The following is a 19122-nucleotide window of genomic DNA, read 5'->3' as shown; positions in this document are numbered from 1 at the left end:
ATCAAGATAAGGGGTTTCATTGTTTTACTGCCGGCGCTGCTGATACTGCTCGCAAGCCGCAATCCAAGTGAACACTATTTCCGGATACGAAGCAAAGTGCAAATGTGTGTAACCTGCCACGACGTTGCTGCTGCGGAAACCTTCCGCTTTCGTTCCAAGCCTGCCTTTGGTTTGAAAAGCAGGCTGTATGTCTATACTCTCATTTTGTTGAAATGTAGAGTAATGGAATTCATGCCCTTTCGCTTGCTTACCTGCCGTTAGCAGGAAATTACCATCTATCCCACTAACCTCACGATAACCAAGAGCAGCCAGCTTCGACTGCATGGTCACCTTGCCCGGAATGATGCCTACCATCGGATAGTGGTTTTCTGTGGTATCTACAATGTGCTCGGTTAAATACATGAACCCGCCGCACTCAGCCAGTGTTGGAATCCCTTCGGCAATGCGCATTCGAATTGAAGCTTTAACTCCTTCTTCTGCAGCCAGACGCTCAGCGAATTCCTCTGGGAATCCACCTCCGATATACAAACCGTCTGCTTCCGGTGGAACACCTTCACCAGCAAGTGGGGAGAAATACACGCATTCTGCCCCGCCCGCTCCAAGCAGCTCCAAATTTTCCGGATAGTAAAAGTGAAAAGCCTCATCTTTAGCAACTGCGATTTTGACTCTTTTCTCCTGCACAACATCGACGTTCGGGAACAACACTTGTTGGCTTTCGATAGGCTGGCATACTGCAATCTCCAATAATCGATCCAAATCTATATGCGTAGTTACTTTTTCGACGAGCAGATCGAAAAACGGTGTTAACTCACCTCGCTCAATCGAAGGGACGAGTCCCAAATGCCGTTCAGGCAGCTCAATATCTGCATCACGCGGCAAATAACCGAGCACAGGAATCCCACATTCTTGCTCGATGGCTTGTTTCACCATCTTATAGTGACCTTCGCTTCCCGCCCGATTGGCAATAACGCCGACGATGTTATCACCTTGGCCAAATTGCTGAAATCCTTTGACAATTGCGGCAGCACTTCGAGCCATACTAGCTATTTGAACAACAAGTACGACTGGGGCTCCCAAAATACGTCCAATATCTGCTGTACTGCCTTCGTCAGTAAGCGGGTTTTTGCCATCAAACATGCCCATAACGCCTTCGATGATGGAAATATCCGCTCCTTTACGGCCTCGGTTATAAATTTCCTTTACGGCCTCACGACCAACCATCCAAGAGTCCAAATTTCGCGAAGCTCTGCCGGTTACAGCCGTATGATAGGTTGGATCAATATAATCAGGACCACACTTAAAGCCTTGAACAGCAAGTCCGCGCTTTTGCAAAGCCGCCATAATCCCAATCGTTAAGGTCGTCTTCCCAACACCGCTGCCAGTCCCGGCAATGACGATTCTGCGCTCCATTACAAGCCACCCATTTCTAATTGAACGGGTTCTTTGAATGCAAGTAAGCCGACAGAAATCGTGACATTACCGGATTTTTTCTTGACCAAGATCAATTCATTACGGTCCGTGTATAGTTTTACCGCAGGCTCGCTAACGGCATAAGCTCCCGTATACTGATGTACAGTCTCCGATGGCGCATCCACAGGCACACTATTCAATTGCTCCGGTGTATAATAATGGAATTCCCAACCGTGCTTACGCGTCACTTCAAGCAGTCCCTCTTCATCTTTTTTCAAATCAATGGTACATACGGCTTTTACGCTTCGAATGGAGAAAGAGAGCTCTGCCAACGTTTCAACAATCACGTTTTCAATCTCCTCCGCTGAAGTTCCTCGGTTGCAACCAATGCCGAGAACGATCACCTTAGGACGATACAGGACACCGTTCTGTAAAATTGTCTGCTCCTCGGTCTCAAGAAGTCGATGAGTGACAAGCAGAACGGCATTAGGTTCACTCGCATGTCCTTCGGCAATCGACGAAAAACGCTGAATGTTCGCAGGAATTGATCGCTCATGCGTCCACCAATTAGGTTCTCCTGACTCCTGAATGACGGCAATCTTCTCTTCGTTAACAACAGCGGCGCTGACCGGCGTCAGCTTGTCCGCTGACTCCCAGGTCCAACCAAATCTGCGGCCAAATAGATCAACCGGGATCGTCTTCTGCACATCCGAAGCCGTCGTGATGACGGCTCTGGCATTAATAGCAGCCGCAACCTCGTGAGTCAGCTCATTAGCGCCTCCCAAATGGCCGGAAAGAACACTAATGACATGTTCACCCTTGTCATCGATGACGACAACGCCCGGATCTTTCTTCTTATCTTGAAGCAAAGGAGCAATCATACGGACGACTGCCCCGAGTGAAATAATGATAATAAGTCCTTGGTAAGCAGGAAAAAGGGCCGGAAACAACATGCGAACACTGCCTTCGAACAATTGAATGCCGCGCTGATCTTCATCGCCTTTCACAAATTTACTCATGTAATAAACATCTGTACCACTCATTTGTTCATTAAGCCTACGCGCAATCTCCACACCATGCTTCGTAATCGCAACGACTGCATAGTCGTTCTTCTGGCGGATAGCAGGAATAACGCCCTCTTGCAGCACAATCGTCATGGTTTAACACCTCGGCGGAAGCGGTGAGTAAACGATTTATCATACAGCTTGGAACGATATTCTTCTTTCCCATGAATCTCTGGATCTAACGCCCAACCAGCCAAAATCATCGCATGAGAGCGAATATTGTTTTTCCGCATGTCTTCTTCCAAATGGCCAACCGTCGTGCGTACGATCAGTTGATCCGGCCATGTTGCGCGCTGAACGACAGCGACTGGCGTATCTTCGCTCCAGCCCGCTTCGATAAACTCGCTAACTACCTTTTTAATTAACGTTGCGCTTAAGAATAAGGCAATCGTACAATGATGCGCGGCTAGATCACGCAGCTTCTCCAGCTCCGGCACGGGAGTACGTCCTTCCGCGCGCGTCAATATCACTGTCTGCGTCAGATCCGGAATGGTCAATTCAGCGCCCACCGCGGCGGCTGAAGCAAATACAGAGCTTACGCCTGGAACGATCTCATAGCCAATATTTTCCTTTCGCAAGAGAGCAATTTGTTCCATCGTCGCGCCAAACATCGCTGGGTCTCCAGTATGAACGCGAACAACCATCTTCCCCTGCTTAAGACGGTCAATGATGATGCCTACCATTTCTACAAGATCCATCCCCGAGCTTTTCAATATTTCCGCTTCCGGCTTCGCTTTAGCGATCAATTCTTCATTAACAAGGGAATCTGTGTACATGACGACATCCGCCTGTTGAAGAAGCTTCAAGCCTTTCACCGTAATTAAATCCGGATCTCCCGGTCCTGCGCCAATGATATATAATTTCATCTATTTCTCACCACCATTAAAGTAAATATTCCAATTCTCTTCCCTGCAGTTCTTCTACGTTGCGCCATATTTCTTCCTCGGACGACGTCACTTTCGTTAGGACGGATGCCTTGTTTATTAGACCAAGATCACGCAGAACAGACAGCATCAAATCGATGACTTTGGCAACTTTGATAAAGACAATGCAATCGTGCTCCTCGATCGCTTTGCGCATAAGATCATAGTTATCCGTCGCAGGAACAATCGCGATTTGCTCATCCCCATCAGCAAGCGGAATACCGAGGCGTGATGCCGAAGCATTAATGGAGGAGATTCCCGGAATCGAAACCGCCTTCACTTCAGGATGACGTTCATTCATTAACCGCATAAGGTGGATGTAGGTACTGTAAATCATCGGATCGCCTTCGGTTACGAAAGCCACATCCTTCCCTTGCTCCAAATGAAACCAAACGCTTTCAACGGTTTTCGTCCATTGGATTTCAAGCGCTTCCTTATCCCTCGTCATCGGAAATGTGAGACCCATCATCTCTTTTTGCTCCGTATTTACGTAAAGCTCTGTGATGGCAAGCGCATAGCTCTTAGCCCCTCTTTTTTTCCGTGGATAGGCAATGACGGGACATTCCTTGAGCAATCGGAAAGCCTTGACCGTAATCAATTCCGGATCGCCGGGGCCTACGCCTAAGCCATATAACGTGCCTAGCTTACTCATCTCCGCTTCCTCCTTCGTTATCTGGCTGCTTGCGCTTCGCTGTAATAATATATATAGGATTCAACGCATCGAATCTTTTCATATGTAAAATAGGTTTGCTGCGCGATACTTGCACGAGCGTTATTTGGGTTGTAAACCCAACACTGGCAAACGTCTTATCTGCTTCATAAAGCGTTTCTATCGTTGCTGCATTCAGCACGATTGTGCCATTTGGTTTAAGTCTGGCCGCACACAATTCCAGCAGTTCCGCCATCTCGCCGCCACTGCCACCGATGAATACAGCATCCGGATCTGCAAATTCGTCCAAACCTTTGGGCGCTCTGCCTTGAACAGCGGTGAGATCGACGCGGAACTTAGCGCTATTTTCCAGACAATTTTTCAAATCATCCTCATTTTTCTCGATCGCGAATACAGCACCCTCACGCGCTATGCGAGCTGCTTCAATGGCAACGGAACCTGTGCATGTACCGATATCCCATACAACACTATCCGGTTGTAATCCCATCTGACTAATGCTTAACACGCGAACTTCCTTTTTGGTAATCAGACCCTTATCCGGTTTACGCTGCGCGAATTGATCGTCTTCAATGCCAAGAGACCAAATAGGACCTGGGGATTGCCTTTTCAGAATAACCACATTCAGAGGAGAGAAGGAATGCGAAAGAAGCTCATCCAAATCATACCAACCGCAGCGCTCGTCGGCTCCTTCCAAATTTTCTGCCACAAATGCCCGATACTCGTTCATGCCAAAAGAGAGCAAATAAGCAGCTATTGCACTTGGCGTATTCGTTTCATCGGTAAGAAGGACCACTTTGTCTTTTCCGTCGATCCGCTGCGCCAATCCTTTGATACTGCGCCCGTGCACACTAGTAATATAAGCATCGTGCCAGCTCTCGCCAAGACGGGCAAAAGCCAATTGAATCGAGCTAAGAGCCGGATAGAACTCAATGCCTTCCAATTTCTTAGCCACATATCCCCCAATCCCATAAAAGAGAGGATCGCCTGATGCCAAAATGACAATCGAACGCTCCTCGTTTTGAAGTTGACTTACGAGTCCAGTTAAACTGCCCTTGATGACGACTTTCTCTCCACGATAATCCGGAAAAAAGGCCAAGTTCCGTTCTCCGCCAACAAGCACTTCGCTTTCCCTGATCCACTTCACATACAGGGGAAGCAAACTTGCTTGGCCATTATCGCCAATACCAATCAATTTGATGCTTCTACTCATACGTCTTTGTTCTCTCCTATCTCAGCTTGCTTATATATAGCCGATTTGCCGAGCAGCTCGGCTTTCATAGAAATAATAACCGTCTCTATGTGATCAAAGCCTCCGCCAACTTCTTCAAGTCCCGCCAAATTACAGCGCTCACACAACCGTTCAAAATAACGTAAAAAACCGTTCTTAGCCATGAGATCTCCGACCTGCGAAGCCGTATTGGCGCCTCTGATTTCTTCGACCAACGCATCAGATGCTTCCGCCTCAATCGCTACCTGCGCGAGAAATTCGAAGTCGACCGCCGCACTCTTGGAATGGACCATCATGACGCCTTGGGCCACTTTGGAAAACTTCCCCATCATCCCGACCAGCGTTATCTTGCGAATCCCTTGCCGTTGGGCTTGTAGGAGTGCGAATCCAACGAAATCACCCATCTCAATGAAAGCTTCCTCCGGAAGCTCGGGGTACATGCTGATTCCAAATATTTCGGTTCGACCTCCGGTGGACAAAACGAGATGATCACAGCCGCATTTGACGGCAACGCGTATCGCTTGCGCGACGCTCGCCTTGTAAGCTGCGGTCGAAAAAGGCACCACGATTCCCCGGGTACCGAGAATCGAAATGCCGCCGATAATGCCAAGACGCCCATTTAGCGTCTTCTTGGCGATCTCTTCGCCGGCGGGCACAGACACAAGCACATCGACGCCGTGCTCGATCTCATAGCGGTCAAGCACCTCTTGCACGGTTTCGCGGATCATCTTCCGCGGAACCGGGTTGATGGCCGCTTGGCCGATCTCAACCGGCAGTCCGGGCTTGGTCACCCGCCCGACGCCGATACCTCCATCAATGCCGACGCCGCGCTCGGCACGGAAGCTCACGCGCACGATGATCTCCGCACCGTGCGTCGCATCCGGGTCATCGCCCCCATCTTTGATGAGGGCGGCTTCCCCCCACAGCTGCGTGTACGTGCAGCTGTGCAGAGCAAACTCCACCGTCTCCCCAATGGGAATACGGATGCTTACGTGCGTTTGCGGCGCTTGCTCAATAAGCGCCAGCAGAGCTGCTTTGGCTCCGGCTGTTGCGCAGGAGCCTGTGGTATAGCCATGGCGCAGCGGCTTTGCCGGTTGCTCCTCCACCATCGGCTTTACTCCTTACGCGCCGCCATGATCGACAGCGCATTCACCGCTGCCACAGCAACGGGGCTGCCGCCTTTGCGGCCGATATTCGTTATGAACGGAATGTCCAGTTTGGCTAATTCCTCTTTGGATTCTGCAGCCGATACGAAACCGACGGGAACGCCAACAATAAGCCCCGGCTTCGCGATTCCCTCTTTAACAAGTCGAATCAATTCGAGCAGAGCTGTTGGCGCGTTCCCAATGGCATAAATACCGCCATCTGCTTCTTTGATCGCTTTACGAATGGATATAATAGCGCGAGTTGTATTTAGTCGCTTCGCTTCTTCCATGACATCGGCATCTGAAATATAAACCTTTACTTCGCCGCCGAACTGTTCAATTCTTGGCTTGCTGATTCCAACCTGTACCATTTGTACGTCAGCTACGAGAATTTTCCCAGCACGAATAGCTGCAATACCAGCCTCAATCGCTCTCGGATGAAAGACAAGACTGCGTCCCAATTCAAAATCTGCCGATGCATGAATAACCCGCTGCACGACCGGATACTGCTCAGGAGTAAAAGAATGCTCACCCAATTCTTCTGTAATCATCTCAAAGCTTTTCTCTTCTATTTCTTGTGGCTGAACAGTTAATGGTTTAAAATCTGTATGAAATTCCATGTCAGATCACGTCTCCTTCTGAATGCGTTCATTAATATATTGAATAACGCCTGCAAAATCTGAATAATAGTCCCCATACGCTAAGCTTGGTCTACCAATAACAATACTCGGAATGCCCATTTCCAGCGCTGCTTCCAGCTTCTCATCCACAGCGCCGACCTTTCCGCTTTCTTTGGTAATCATTAGCGTAACGTTGTAATGCGCATAAAGGGCTTTATTTAATTCTTTGGAAAATGGCCCTTGCATAGCCACGATGTTTTTCTGGTCAATGCCTAATTCATCGCACTTTTCCATATTATCTTGGCGTGGCAGCATACGCGCGATGAGTCTCGTATCCGGTAAGCCAACCAAACGATCAGCAAAAATTTTAAGCGTTTTGCTGCCTGTCGTCAGCATGATGTTGCCTTTCTTATCGGCTGCTAACTCAGCAGCCTGCTTATAATCCTCGACTGTGGTGACGAGCGCACCTTGCTCGATAGACAAGCTTTGTCGTTCGAAGCGAACATAAGGAACGTCAGCTAACTCAGCAGCTGCCATCGCATTTTTCGATGCTTCCTCGGCAAAAGGATGCGTTGCATCCGCAACAATACGGATTCCCCGCTCTTCTATTAGCTGCTTCATCGCTTCTGCGGTAAGGCGTCCTATCAGCACGGGGAGTCCTTCCGCGTCCATACTTTTGGCAGCACTTTCAGTCACCACTGTCGTGAGCACCTCATAACCAGCTGAACGAATGCCTATCGCTAGCTCTCTGGCATCGCTCGTACCTGCAAGAACGAGAATCATCATTGTTTCCCTCCTGTTGGCGCATGCTCATGCTCATGCTCATGCTTATGGTTGTGATCGTGGTCATGATCATGCTCGTGATGGTCATGGTTATGATCGTGTCCGTGATTGTGATGGTCATGGTCATGGTCGTGGTCGTGTCCATGATCATCATGATCGTGGTGATGATGGTGGTCAATATGCTTCATTGCTTCCAGGCGATACTGACACATGTCGCAGTTCATCTTCACTTCATCCTGAAGCGCTTCTTCCGCGCGACCAATTAATATCTCTTGAAGAAGAGGATGAAAACCAAAATAAGGTGCCATCTCAAACTCTTTATCCTTATAGGTTTCTCTATATCCTTGAACCATAAGTTCCATTCGCTGAATCAAAACACCCGTAAAAAGAAAATAAGGAAGGATAATTACTTTCTTTGCCCCGAGCAGCAAACAACGTTCGATCCCTGCATCCATAAGTGGAGCCGTAACACCAATAAATGCTGTTTCTACCCATTTCACCTGCAGTTTTTCCCAGAACAAGCGTGAAATTTTAAACAAATCACTATTCGCATCGGCATCACTGCTTCCACGTCCAACAATAAGCAGCGCCGTTTCACCCAGATCCTCTTTTATTTGTATACCAATATCTTGGACTCTGGAGGACAAGATTTCAAGAATTTGCTCATGTACCCCGATCGGTCTGCCATATGTAAATTTCATGAAAGGATATTTCTTCTTTGCATCATCAATAGCTGATGGAATATGAATTTTTGCATGCCCCGCAGCAAACAAAATAATCGGAATCACCACAACATGAGTTGCACCTAATTCCACACAACGGTCAATGCCTTGCATAATCGTTGGCTGAACAAACTCCAAAAAGCATGTTTCCACCAAATAATTCGGCATCTTACTGGCAATCTCCGCTACAAACTGACGAACTTCCTCATTGCCTCCTTGCTCCCTGCTGCCATGACCGACAAATAATACTGCGTTCATTCGTTCATTCCCCCTCCGAGAAGTTTCCCTGCATAATGTTTATCTAATCGCCGCATATGGCATTTTCAATGACGAAACCAACCATCTCCTGATGACGGTAGCCTTCAATTTCTTTAACTCGTTTAAAAAATTTATGGAAACGCTCGTTTGGATGACCTTCTTTTTGATAACGTTCAACGATGCGAGCCACTAAATCAACAATCTCTTCCGGATCAATGCCTTCGGCAACCGGTTGAGCAGGATGCGCGTTACGACCAACCGTCTTGCCGCCGAGAAAGAGGTCAAACTTATTCTTACGATAAACGATTCCGATATCTTGCTGCACAGCTCCGTAACAGGCCATTCCACAGCCATTGAAGCCAATCTTCAGTTCTTTGGGAACCTGTATATTTCCAATACGATTATGAATCCCTTCAGCATAAGGAATGGAATCGCCCTTTTCTAAATTGCAGAAATCACACGCTTTGATTTGAGCAACATCCCCAATCGGGGAAAGCAAAAGTCCTAGCTCGCTTAATTCTGATGTGATCTGTTTGGGGTCATCTGTATGTACACGTACAATCAGTTGATGATGAGGTGAATATTCGATGTCGCCACGATCGCCAATAATTTCACCTAAAGCACACAATTGAACCGCCGTTAGCTTTTTATTGGCAATACCCGGACTCACTGCGAATTCAAAAATCGACTGGGTAGCCGTAGGCAGGGGAGCAAAATTATTAACACCACTCCCATTTTCCACTGCTGACGTTTTACTAACTAGCTGCAAGGCTTCCATTGCGAGCTGCAAAGAGTTGGCTGTTGATTTTATATATTCAGGTTCAATTTGCTTAGAAGTGAAATCAGATACAGGGAGTAATTCCTCATCGTCTTCATCTTCTTCGTCATCGCGAACTAACTGCCCCTGCCTTTCAGCCCCGTCGAATTCCTCATCCAACTGCTCTAAGGCCCATGGCTCTGCCTCTGCTCTTAATCTTTGATGCGGCTTCAGTGGTTGTGTTTCCGCTCCTAGGGTATATTTCCTTTGGTAGCCCCTTGGAGTAATCATGAGACCGTCATACAGCTTTGTGGCTGAATTACCGATGATGATCGTTGTAAGCATCCCTATATCATGGTTCAACATATCGGCTAACGTCGTAACCACAATGTCTTGTCGGTCACGATACGCACTTTTCACGATACCAACTGGTGTTAATGGCGAGCGATACTTCAGTAAAATACGTTGTGTCTCCACAATCTGTCTCGTTCGTCTACCGCTTCTCGGGTTATAGAGCGCAATAACAAAATCCGCCATACCTGCGGCTTCCACCCGTTTCGCGATAAGCTCCCAAGGTGTCAGGTGATCACTTAAGCTAATCGTACAAGAGTCATGCATGATAGGCGCACCTAGCAAAGAACCGGCGGAGTGAACTGCCGAAATGCCGGGAATAACCTCAACTTCAACGCCATCGGCTTGTGTCCATCTTTGTTCCATTAACACTTCATATACGAGGCCAGCCATTCCATATACACCCGCATCACCACTGGAAATGACGGCCACTTTCTTGCCTAACTTGGCTTGACGTACAGCTTCTTGCGCACGACTTACTTCTTCCGTCATCCCCGTCCGTACAACTTGCTGGTCCGACAACAAACCCGAGATCAAATCGACGTAGGTGTTGTAGCCAATGATGATTTCGCTTTCCTGGATAGCTTCTCTTGCACGTTTCGTAATATGTTCAAAACTCCCCGGCCCAAAGCCGATGATGAGCAATTTCCCTGGCATCGCTGTTCACCCTTTCACATTATTGCAACAAAAAAAAAAAAAGCATTCCTAACATAAGTCATGTTAGGAATGCTTGGTTTATACATCAAGTTAAAAAAACACAGGAGCAACCACTCTCTAACACACCCTAATTCCACGTAAGGCCATTGTGTTGATGAAAAAGGCAGGTCTCCTGACTTCGATCATGTCCCTTATGTCTTCCCAGGTTGTTAACCAAGTGACTGTGTATAAGGAATTGCCTTCAAGTAATGGCGATCTTTACAGTGGCGGGTCCGTGCCGGATTGTAACCGGTCTTCCCTTTTAAGCTATTATGTCCATAGACATATAGCACCTCATTCAAACGATATGAAATTACATTAATCGTATCATCTATCGAAATGCTTGTCACGTTATTATTCGTAGATCGTACGATATAATCCTTGAAGTAAGCTTGAGTAATTAGCTGGATTATAGTCGATTTCAGCAAATGCAACATGAATCACTTTGTTCGTGGTGCGTACTATAAAAAAACTGTTTTCTGCACGATTCGGATCAATATATGTGTAACATTCCAAATGTATGCTGCCTGTCTTCTCACGTAAAAATTGTGTAGCTTCAGCACTTAAATTAGCGAATTTTGGCACACATGTACTCCCTTCTTTTTCTCTTTCATTGCTTATATCGCATCCATATGAATGAAATCACTTCTTATTCGTTCAAAAAAGAACTTCTTTTATATTCTGAATATTCGTACTATAATGAAACTATCAATATAACGCTTTCATTCATAGTATGAAGGAGGAATGGATATGAACGGTTATGAAACAAATGGCACAGTTTTCGTCTTTACGGGTACAAGCGGTTCCGGACGCAAAACAATTGCTCACCAAATTTCCAAGGAACTGGGATTAGCGTCCGTCGTCTCCTGTACAACCCGAACACCCAGACCCAAAGAAGTCAATGGCAAAGACTACACCTTCATTTCTCGCAAAGCATTTATTGATGCAGACATTGCAGGGGAGTTTTTCCAAACTGTTGAGATCGACGGAAATTTCTATGGAATTAGAAAAGCAGATCTAGAAGAAGCATTGCGTCAAAACGGCCAAATCTATGTCATTGTTAATCGGTATGCCGCAAATCGTTTTAAATACGTTTTTGGTGAAAGAGCTGTCCGTTTATTTATTTATGTGAATAAGCAAACGATCTTGGAACGCATGCTGGCTCGCAATACCCCAACCGACGTCATAGATCACTACATGAATCATTATATAGAAGAGGTTTCCTACCGAAAAGACTGTGAACATGTTTTTGAAAACATGGATTTACATGAAACGATCAACAAAGTGAAAATGACCATGCTTGCACATATGCCTACTCCAACAAGTTAGCCCGATTCAAAAGTGAAGAGACCCGGCATCATGCAGGTCTCTTTGTTCACTATGCAAGCCTCATTCTACGGTGCTTTCTTCAGCTTCAACGCCAAATATCCACCTAATAAGGATACAGGGACAATTACAATGAATCCGGTTAGCTCATACCAAAGCGGAACAGCGTGATTGGTTAGCATGGAGTCGAATCCGATGGCAGCCCCGATAACGCCAATGACAGCGGCATTCGTATATTCCGCACGCTTCGCAACCTTAGCCGCGATGAATCCTCCGAAAAACGACCAAAACAAACCAATAACCAAAAGCAAAGTAATAGACCCACGTTCGAATAAACAACGCTTAAATCGTTCGTATCCACTTGACGGTTGGCAAAATAGATACTGCCAATGAAAGCCGTAGTGATAAAGGTACCTACATTATCAACGGCAACACCAAGCAATACACCTAGAAAATGAAATTTCCGCTCACTTTTCTGTTCATCCATAGCTTTTTCTTCTCTCCTGCTCACTACTTTCTACCAGCCTTAACCATAATAACATGGAGGTCACATAAGTATCCACTTCTTGACTTTCCGTTAGCATACTTTACTTTACCGCCACCAAGCAGATCTCGGATATTGAGAAGCATGCACGCTAACCGTTTGCCCTATTTTGGGCGTAGCTATCTGAACTTGTTTAGCTTCTGCGGCCTTGATTGCACGCTCCACAGGATCCCTCCAATCGTGCATGGCTAATGTGAACGCCCCCCAGTGAATCGGGATCAGCAGTTTTCCCTTCACATCAAGATGGGCTTGGACCGTTTCTTCCGGTATCATATGGATATCAGCCCACCGAATATCATACTGTCCACATTCCATGAGCGTAAGGTCAAATGGACCGTATTGATCACCTATTTTTTTGAAATGAGAAGCATACCCGCTGTCTCCACTGAAAAAGATACTCGAGTAATTTCCTTTAATAACCCACGAACACCAAAGTGTCGCACCGCGATCTGTTAAGCTTCTCCCAGAAAAGTGATTGGCTGGTGTACAAGCCATAGTCAGACCTTCAAAGACAAACTCATCCCACCAATCATGTTCCTCAATTCGATCCGGCGATACGCCCCATCTGACCAAATGACTACCTACCCCGAGGGGAACAAGGAACCTGTTGACTTTATGCTTTAACTGTTGAATTGAACCGTAATCCAAATGATCGTAATGATCATGCGATAAAATAACCGCATCAATTTCTGGCAACTGTGAGATAGAAAAAGGCAATCCGCCACTATATCGACCCTTGCCGATTCCAGGAAACGGCGATGGCGCTCTGCCAAACATGGGATCAAGAAGCAGCGTTTTCCCTTCAATTGTAAGAAGCGAAGCCGAATGCCCGAACCAAGTAATCTTCGTTTCTTGGTCATTGCCCAAGAACGGGAAATCCATTGCCAATTGCTCCTTCGGGCGGCTGTTCGGAATTCCTTTGATGAAATCAATCAACATACTGACAGTCGTTTTGAAACTCATATCCATCCTTGCAGGCACGGGATTAGCAAACTTACCATCATCATATTGAGATGAACGTTTGAAACCCTGCGCGGCACTTTCAGACGGTTTACGTCCAAAAACCGGATAAAACCTCAGAAACAACAGGATTAGCAGTACCAACACTAACAAAATACTTATGATTATAACCCACACTGCAACTGCCTCCAAACCGTCTCTTAATCTTGATGAAATAACCTTTTCATTTTCCAATGCCTATACAAGAAAAAAATATAAGCACCCACATAAGTAGGGACAGACATCCATCCATTATCAATCTTCAGTTCGTCTTGGAAAAATAATTGATTAGATGTATTAACGTAAACTTGCATCGTATGGTTCCAAGATTTTATTAGCAGTCCTTTTTCTTCCGTCTTTATCTTAAGGTTCTCGTGGTCAATAGATCGGAACGTAATCGTATGACGCCCTAATGGGATAAAACCGAGGAAGTACATGCCTAACCCATAAGTCTTTCCTTCCATCCACTGCTCAGGCAAGCCCTTAGGATCAAGGCTCTTAAAGTTCATGAGAGGTCTTGATACTTTCAAAAAAGTCGCTGTACTGCCTAGATTTGGCCATATTTCATCTGCCGTACAATTCAGTTTCGATTGCATCCTTAGCATAAGTAGCCCTTCTTTCTTTTATCCCACAATCGCGTGTTAGTGATCTTACTCTTCTTGAGTTGCGTCACGATTAGCTCTGTTTGGGAATACGTGGAATAAACCACTCCATGGTTCCATCAAAGGGGAACTCCTTACGCTGGATAATGGCTTGTAACTGTTTCAACTCATCCTTAGCTCTTTGGATCAACGATTCTGGATAGGCATATTTCACCGAATGGCTTACAAATTCATCTTCATCGACAACCGTCCAATTTCCATTTCTTTGAATGAGATCAAGGTCCAAATCTACAAATGTAACTAATGAGTCCGTAATTATCGCTGGTTCATTAATGTTGCAATAGTATTGAACAATTTTTCCATCTATAACATCCCCACTAACCGTAAACCACAGCTCAGAAGAAAAAAACTCCAACGTCCAATTTTCCATTGTAAAAACTTCCTGCTTTGTATGGTGACGCAATTTCCGTCCACGCTCGCTACAAACAATGATATACGTTGGCTTCTTCTCAAGGATGGTTGTTGGCCATTCGTAGTGAGGAAAATTACCGTATTTCAAGGCCCGGATGATTACTTGTTCGCTATTCACTGGATTTACGCCCTTTCTACCTTAATGGAAATTGTATCTCCCACTTTCAAAATCGGTTTGTTTTCACGCACTAAATTTTCATTGATTACCTTATAAAGAGACTCCATGCTTACAAATTCGTTGTCAATCAACATGACCCACTCCGCATTTTCAGCATCATGCGCCACTTTTCCAATAATTAATCTTTCTGCCTCTGCTACCAACGGCTTAGCATGTAAATCTACATTAGCCTTACGATCTTTATTGGCTTGTATGATGGAAAGAATGAGTGTACAAATGCCGGATAGGCCCGAGAAAAGAAACGAAATAATGGTCTTAAAATGAAATTGACCATCACCAATAGGTCCCACCCGATTAGACGTAGCATAGTGATATGCGTAAAAACACATGCCAATTGAAAAAATGATTAATGCGATGGACATGATCAGACTAAAAAGGACTCTTTTTCTCATATCATTTTCACCTGCCTATTCATAATTTGAAAAAAACACGAGAGATTTAGTAAGTTTTCTATCTCATCATGGACAACAGCACAATCAATACGTTAGCCCAAACATAACGTTCATATCAATCATAAGCTATCTCGAAATACAAACCAATACACATTGGAGGTTGATTCGGATGGGTTATGGAATTGGTGGCGTTGGAGCAGGTTGTGGAGTTGGCGTAGGTTATAATTCTTCAACTGCAATCTTGGTGCTTTTCATTTTGCTCGTTATCATTACTAGCGCTTTCGCGTGGTAATTTCTCGTTGATAGGGAGGGCTATCTTGCCAGCGCAGGGTAGTTCTCTTTTTCCAGCAAAGGATGATGTGCAAGATGAAATGATTCGCCCATTTCTCTCAATGATAGAGATATGAGCACAATCATTCCTATGCCCAATCCTTTCTAAGCTTACATCATATAATAATCATGTAATACCGACCAATTAAATGAGAGGGTGATTTAAATGTCAGGTGTTGGATATGGAAGTACGTCTACCGCAGCTGTTTTGGTGCTCTTTATTTTGTTAGTCATTATCACTAGCGCTTTCGCTTGGTAATTTAGGTATTCATGTCAAAATGGGCTATCTGCTTTCAGCAGGTAGCCTCCTTTATTTTACCGTCGATATAGGACAACCCTATTTAAAGCCTCATCAAAGCACGTCTTTCAGCATGTGGTTTACATTTGTCACATACCCCTACTACTTTACCGTTCTCTGCTGAATAAAAGGAAAGCTTTTTGGATCGAGCACGACAAAAGCTGCAAACTTGTTTATTAACCTTCCTTGTGTTTTTTCGTTTCAACGGCAAGTTAATAATATTATTTGATTGCTGGTTACTTTTTAACTTCATAACTATTTTGTAACCTACTACATAAATAAGAACTACTATTACAATAAGAAGAAACCAGTACATTCATATCACCTTCCCCTACATCTACAAGCATAAATATCAGGGCTCGACCGTTCATTACTTACTTTCTGAAATTCATGCCAATAATGCCAACTAACATAATGACGCCAAAAACAGCTATAAATCCAATTAGAAAGTTAACCCAAAAAGGGCGTTCATGTACGTAGTTATTGTTTATCAGCATATCCACTTTCGTTTCTACCCTAATCAAGCGTTCCTTTAAAACTTGAATTTCTTTATCATCCATCATTTTATTTCCTCCCTCAGATTTTGCATCATGATTGTGTTACATTTTTCAAAGCTTCTTGTATTTCTTTACATCTTTATTATATAAAACATATGTATTCGCTAAAATATCTCCAATTCGTTTCTTGTCCTTGGCTATTAAAGCTGAATTCCAGCTGGAACTCCTCCCAGTAAAATAGGGTTACCTAATTTCGATTTACATGATTTGATCTCGCTTTCACAGTAAATATACTTAATACAACAGACATTATCACATATGTCCATAAGCCATGAATATGAAATCCCGGCAAATAAGTATTGAGTAACCACAACTTTATCGGTGTTAGGATCAGAGAGGCTAGGATTAGCAAAGGTGTTGTTAAACAACCAATGCCTACTAGAATTGATAACACGGAGGCAGCCATTATCAAACTATAAATGAAGCTGATTAAAAACATAAGAATAGATGCAAGTATTAATGTCTTCGTATCAGAGATAGAAATGTATGAACTAAAATATTCATTACCAATCCAAAAAACCAATACCGTAACTAAAAAATTGAGTATATTTTTCATTCTTAACAACACCTTTCAATCATTATCCTTTTCATTACCAAATGAAATTAACGCTTCATTTTGCTTTGCCGCGCATTATTCAACTTAATCCAGCATCCAGAGTTTTACTTCACAAGGAATATATTACATGCGTTGGAGGATGGAAGGCAATACAAATATTCCCTAAATATTCGACTTTAAATTAACTTTTGAGCATGATTAGGATTTGAAGATCCTTGCTTTCGAGGAATGATGTAACGTGAAAAAACCACCTAGGCTGGTGGTTCCAATTTGTTAGCTTCCACTTATATCTAAGTTAAGTTTCACTTCCTATTTTGAGATAAACCACACATATTTCGCTGACGTTTACCTCTTGAGTCCATATATATTCTTCGAAGCATTTAACTTGAAATGCATCTAGACATACCCCTGCAACACCAATTATCTCTTCATACTCCTTAACAACAGGGCTGAACCTTTCAATCATTGAAATTTTTTCAAGTGGTAACCCTTGTTCTGCTCTACATTCATTTGTCGCTTTCATGCATAAGTAATCCTATGTTTGACCTTGTAATGGCTCTTATTTACTCATCATGTTTAGCTTATTAGTTTTCAGGATAAATATCTGTTAAAAAGCAATATGCATCTTTATCACTTTTGTCTCCCCAGTAAATCTTGATGCCTTCTGGAGGACTATCAAAATTTAGTTTTTTAACTACTTTTTTATTCAATTCACTGGGATAGTAAAACAAATTGTCCTTTTTTAAGATTTTTGAGATATGATGCTTTCTATTTTTCTCATTAACGATTGTTGAAATACTATGTGCATATAAAGTTGCTTTATTTACCTCAGTATTACAGTTACTTACTACATTATTTAAAACCATTTCTTTTATTTGAGACAATTCAATTTCTTCTTCGAAATCAAGACTATCGTAAATCTCTTGAAAGTATGATAGCAACGGTTTTCCATAATTTCTACGTTCAATGATTTCAGTTTTTTCTGCTAGGTAAGATTGAAAATCTGATTTTATAAAAGAAAGAAATGATTTTAGAGTGTGCTTTGTGTATTCATAAATTGGTTCAATCTCACCAATTGATTCATATTGTAAAATATCTTTTAATAGTGATGTAATTGCTACATTATCTTCATCATTGTCTTCACCAGACCAAATTATATGAAGGCAAGGAATACTAAAGTTACAGTTTTCTAATTTTGATAACAATTCGTTAAACTCAGCAATTGCACGTTTTGTTTTCTTTGGTGTGATAAAAACGAACGAAATCAATGGAAATTTTTGATTCTCATTTGTAATTTGGTTCTTATAATAAGACGTTAACCCACTAATTTCTTCAAATAATTGATTATCTCCCTTTGATATTGCCCCATCTTTGATCTTGTTTTCAATGCAAAAGGAGAATTGAGGTAAAGAAATTATTGAATTTTTATTATAGATTTCAATTAGAATATCAATATCTCTGTTTTTTTGCTTTTCACCAGTATGGGTAACTGTAAACTCCGCTTGAACTTTGACTTCATAATTTTTTGAAAGGTCACGAACACGATTATTATATAGCAATTCCTTGTAATACTCTTTGTTATCAAGAACAATTGGCCTTAAAAATAATTCCAGAAACTTTGAATTTAGTCCATGATTTTCGTTAGGATCTAATAAATAAGCTAGAAAAGAACTTACGTTAGGTTCATTTATTGAGCCATCATTAGATGAGAGTATTTTAAAAATATTCAACTTGCAACCTCCGTTATATCATTCCTCAACACTTTACCTTTTCAAATTCTTCAACACTCACACCTTTACTCTCCAATCAAATAAATCAGCCAATTCTTCAAGTTTTCTTACCTTTAAATGATGGGATCGTAATGTCATGCAAAAAAAGATATCTATCTTTATCAAGCTTGTTCAGTTGATACGACACAGATTTCCCTAACTGGATGAATAGTTAAATTGTACCATGCGATCTGTATTTTGTAGAGAAAATGTTAAATCTTGTAGGACTTTATTCATAGAAGCACAAAGAAAATAGCTTCCACTTATGAAAGCTTTTCATGAAAAGATGTATTTATGACTATTCCACTAACACATATACAATTCTAGCAACCAGCTTCCCAATTTATCTTGATTGAATTAATTATTTGCTTCTTCTATATATTTATGTGGATGAAATTCCCTATACCCCTATAATGTTTTCTAGAAATATCATATATAATTTCATCCTTATCCCATAAACACCATTCCCAAGT

The 19122-nt window shown here is 43.2% G+C and carries 22 protein-coding genes, 1 pseudogene and 1 riboswitch; of the genes and pseudogenes, 3 read left to right on the top strand and 20 right to left on the bottom strand.

What is annotated here, in order from left to right; translation table 11 throughout:
- Positions 1–24: 24 nt before the first annotated feature.
- The 11 genes and pseudogenes from FU659_RS13905 to FU659_RS13855 form a co-directional block, all read right to left on the bottom strand.
- Entirely contained in the window at positions 25–1410 is a 1386-nt protein-coding gene (locus FU659_RS13905) for a cobyrinic acid a,c-diamide synthase CobB (protein ID WP_147948128.1), read from the bottom strand.
- Entirely contained in the window at positions 1410–2567 is a 1158-nt protein-coding gene (locus tag FU659_RS13900; RefSeq protein WP_147948127.1) for a cobalt-precorrin 5A hydrolase, read from the bottom strand. Before FU659_RS13900 ends, FU659_RS13905 begins: the two co-directional genes overlap by 1 nt.
- Positions 2564–3340 carry a precorrin-4 C(11)-methyltransferase gene (gene cobM, locus FU659_RS13895; protein ID WP_147948126.1) on the bottom strand — a complete coding sequence of 259 codons (777 nt, stop codon included), beginning with the start codon at positions 3338–3340 and terminating at the stop codon, positions 2564–2566. The genes FU659_RS13900 and cobM overlap by 4 nt, the downstream gene beginning before the upstream one ends.
- Positions 3337–4049 (bottom strand): annotated as a pseudogene (cobI, locus tag FU659_RS13890) (precorrin-2 C(20)-methyltransferase). Before cobI ends, cobM begins: the two are co-directional and overlap by 4 nt.
- Positions 4042–5277 carry a precorrin-6y C5,15-methyltransferase (decarboxylating) subunit CbiE gene (gene cbiE / locus FU659_RS13885; RefSeq protein ID WP_147948125.1) on the bottom strand — a complete coding sequence of 412 codons (1236 nt, stop codon included), beginning with the start codon at positions 5275–5277 and terminating at the stop codon, positions 4042–4044. The pseudogene cobI and the gene cbiE overlap by 8 nt, the downstream one beginning before the upstream one ends.
- Positions 5274–6404: a cobalt-precorrin-5B (C(1))-methyltransferase gene (locus tag FU659_RS13880; protein WP_147948124.1), complete on the bottom strand. Its 1131-nt coding sequence runs from the start codon at positions 6402–6404 to the stop codon at positions 5274–5276. The genes cbiE and FU659_RS13880 overlap by 4 nt, the downstream gene beginning before the upstream one ends.
- Before the next feature lie 5 nt (positions 6405–6409).
- Complete coding sequence (locus FU659_RS13875) at positions 6410–7060, bottom strand: precorrin-8X methylmutase (RefSeq protein WP_147948123.1); 651 nt, start codon at positions 7058–7060, stop codon at positions 6410–6412.
- Between the two features lie 6 nt (positions 7061–7066).
- Positions 7067–7843 (bottom strand): precorrin-6A reductase, encoded by a 777-nt coding sequence (cobK, locus tag FU659_RS13870; protein ID WP_147948168.1) that lies wholly within the window; start codon positions 7841–7843, stop codon positions 7067–7069.
- Positions 7843–8823, bottom strand: a complete 981-nt coding sequence (locus FU659_RS13865; RefSeq protein WP_147948122.1) for a sirohydrochlorin chelatase — start codon at positions 8821–8823, stop codon at positions 7843–7845. Before FU659_RS13865 ends, cobK begins: the two co-directional genes overlap by 1 nt.
- 43 nt (positions 8824–8866) lie before the next feature.
- Complete coding sequence (gene cobJ, locus FU659_RS13860; protein ID WP_147948121.1) at positions 8867–10588, bottom strand: precorrin-3B C(17)-methyltransferase; 1722 nt, start codon at positions 10586–10588, stop codon at positions 8867–8869.
- Between the two features lie 145 nt (positions 10589–10733).
- Positions 10734–10939: riboswitch (cobalamin riboswitch) on the bottom strand.
- A 42-nt stretch (positions 10940–10981) separates the two neighbouring features.
- Positions 10982–11212 carry a hypothetical protein gene (locus tag FU659_RS13855; RefSeq protein WP_147948120.1) on the bottom strand — a complete coding sequence of 77 codons (231 nt, stop codon included), beginning with the start codon at positions 11210–11212 and terminating at the stop codon, positions 10982–10984.
- A 165-nt stretch (positions 11213–11377) separates the two neighbouring features.
- Between FU659_RS13855 and FU659_RS13850 the strand changes: the two genes are divergently transcribed.
- A complete protein-coding gene (locus FU659_RS13850; protein ID WP_187274140.1) occupies positions 11378–11956 on the top strand; it encodes a guanylate kinase in 579 nt (192 codons plus the stop codon).
- A gap of 65 nt (positions 11957–12021) precedes the next feature.
- Here FU659_RS13850 and FU659_RS13845 read toward each other — a convergent pair whose 3' ends face one another.
- The 5 genes from FU659_RS13845 to FU659_RS13825 all read right to left on the bottom strand — a co-directional run bounded on the left by FU659_RS13845 (position 12022) and on the right by FU659_RS13825 (position 15139).
- Positions 12022–12246 carry a hypothetical protein gene (locus FU659_RS13845; protein ID WP_222708545.1) on the bottom strand — a complete coding sequence of 75 codons (225 nt, stop codon included), beginning with the start codon at positions 12244–12246 and terminating at the stop codon, positions 12022–12024.
- Between the two features lie 299 nt (positions 12247–12545).
- Positions 12546–13625, bottom strand: coding sequence for an MBL fold metallo-hydrolase (locus FU659_RS13840; protein ID WP_397355711.1), 1080 nt, complete (start codon positions 13623–13625; stop codon positions 12546–12548).
- A 32-nt stretch (positions 13626–13657) separates the two neighbouring features.
- Complete coding sequence (locus FU659_RS13835) at positions 13658–14092, bottom strand: hypothetical protein (RefSeq protein ID WP_187274139.1); 435 nt, start codon at positions 14090–14092, stop codon at positions 13658–13660.
- A 79-nt stretch (positions 14093–14171) separates the two neighbouring features.
- Complete coding sequence (locus FU659_RS13830) at positions 14172–14687, bottom strand: ribonuclease FAU-1 family protein (protein ID WP_147948116.1); 516 nt, start codon at positions 14685–14687, stop codon at positions 14172–14174.
- A gap of 5 nt (positions 14688–14692) precedes the next feature.
- Positions 14693–15139 carry a hypothetical protein gene (locus FU659_RS13825; RefSeq protein ID WP_147948115.1) on the bottom strand — a complete coding sequence of 149 codons (447 nt, stop codon included), beginning with the start codon at positions 15137–15139 and terminating at the stop codon, positions 14693–14695.
- 169 nt (positions 15140–15308) lie between these two features.
- Between FU659_RS13825 and FU659_RS13820 the strand changes: the two genes are divergently transcribed.
- Together FU659_RS13820 and FU659_RS37150 are read left to right on the top strand one after the other, a co-directional pair.
- Positions 15309–15431: a YjcZ family sporulation protein gene (locus tag FU659_RS13820; protein WP_147948114.1), complete on the top strand. Its 123-nt coding sequence runs from the start codon at positions 15309–15311 to the stop codon at positions 15429–15431.
- 204 nt (positions 15432–15635) lie between these two features.
- Entirely contained in the window at positions 15636–15728 is a 93-nt protein-coding gene (locus tag FU659_RS37150; protein ID WP_147948113.1) for a sporulation protein YjcZ, read from the top strand.
- Positions 15729–16141: 413 nt separating this feature from the next.
- On the opposite strand, the gene FU659_RS13810 is transcribed toward FU659_RS37150, so the two are convergent.
- From FU659_RS13810 to FU659_RS13795, 4 genes are all read right to left on the bottom strand, one after another.
- Positions 16142–16330, bottom strand: a complete 189-nt coding sequence (locus tag FU659_RS13810) for a hypothetical protein (protein WP_147948112.1) — start codon at positions 16328–16330, stop codon at positions 16142–16144.
- Positions 16331–16511: 181 nt separating this feature from the next.
- Positions 16512–16880: a phage holin family protein gene (locus FU659_RS38810; protein ID WP_147948111.1), complete on the bottom strand. Its 369-nt coding sequence runs from the start codon at positions 16878–16880 to the stop codon at positions 16512–16514.
- Positions 16881–17175: 295 nt separating this feature from the next.
- Entirely contained in the window at positions 17176–17403 is a 228-nt protein-coding gene (locus FU659_RS13800; protein WP_147948110.1) for a hypothetical protein, read from the bottom strand.
- A 61-nt stretch (positions 17404–17464) separates the two neighbouring features.
- Positions 17465–18610 carry a PD-(D/E)XK nuclease family protein gene (locus FU659_RS13795; protein WP_147948109.1) on the bottom strand — a complete coding sequence of 382 codons (1146 nt, stop codon included), beginning with the start codon at positions 18608–18610 and terminating at the stop codon, positions 17465–17467.
- Between the last annotated feature and the right edge of the window lie 512 nt (positions 18611–19122).

Origin of the sequence: Paenibacillus sp. N3.4, assembly GCF_008017805.1 — a bacterium.
Lineage (GTDB): Bacteria > Bacillota > Bacilli > Paenibacillales > NBRC-103111 > Paenibacillus_E.
The sequence above is the reverse complement of the archived record's forward strand: the minus strand, read 5'-3'. Positions and strand labels throughout refer to the sequence as shown.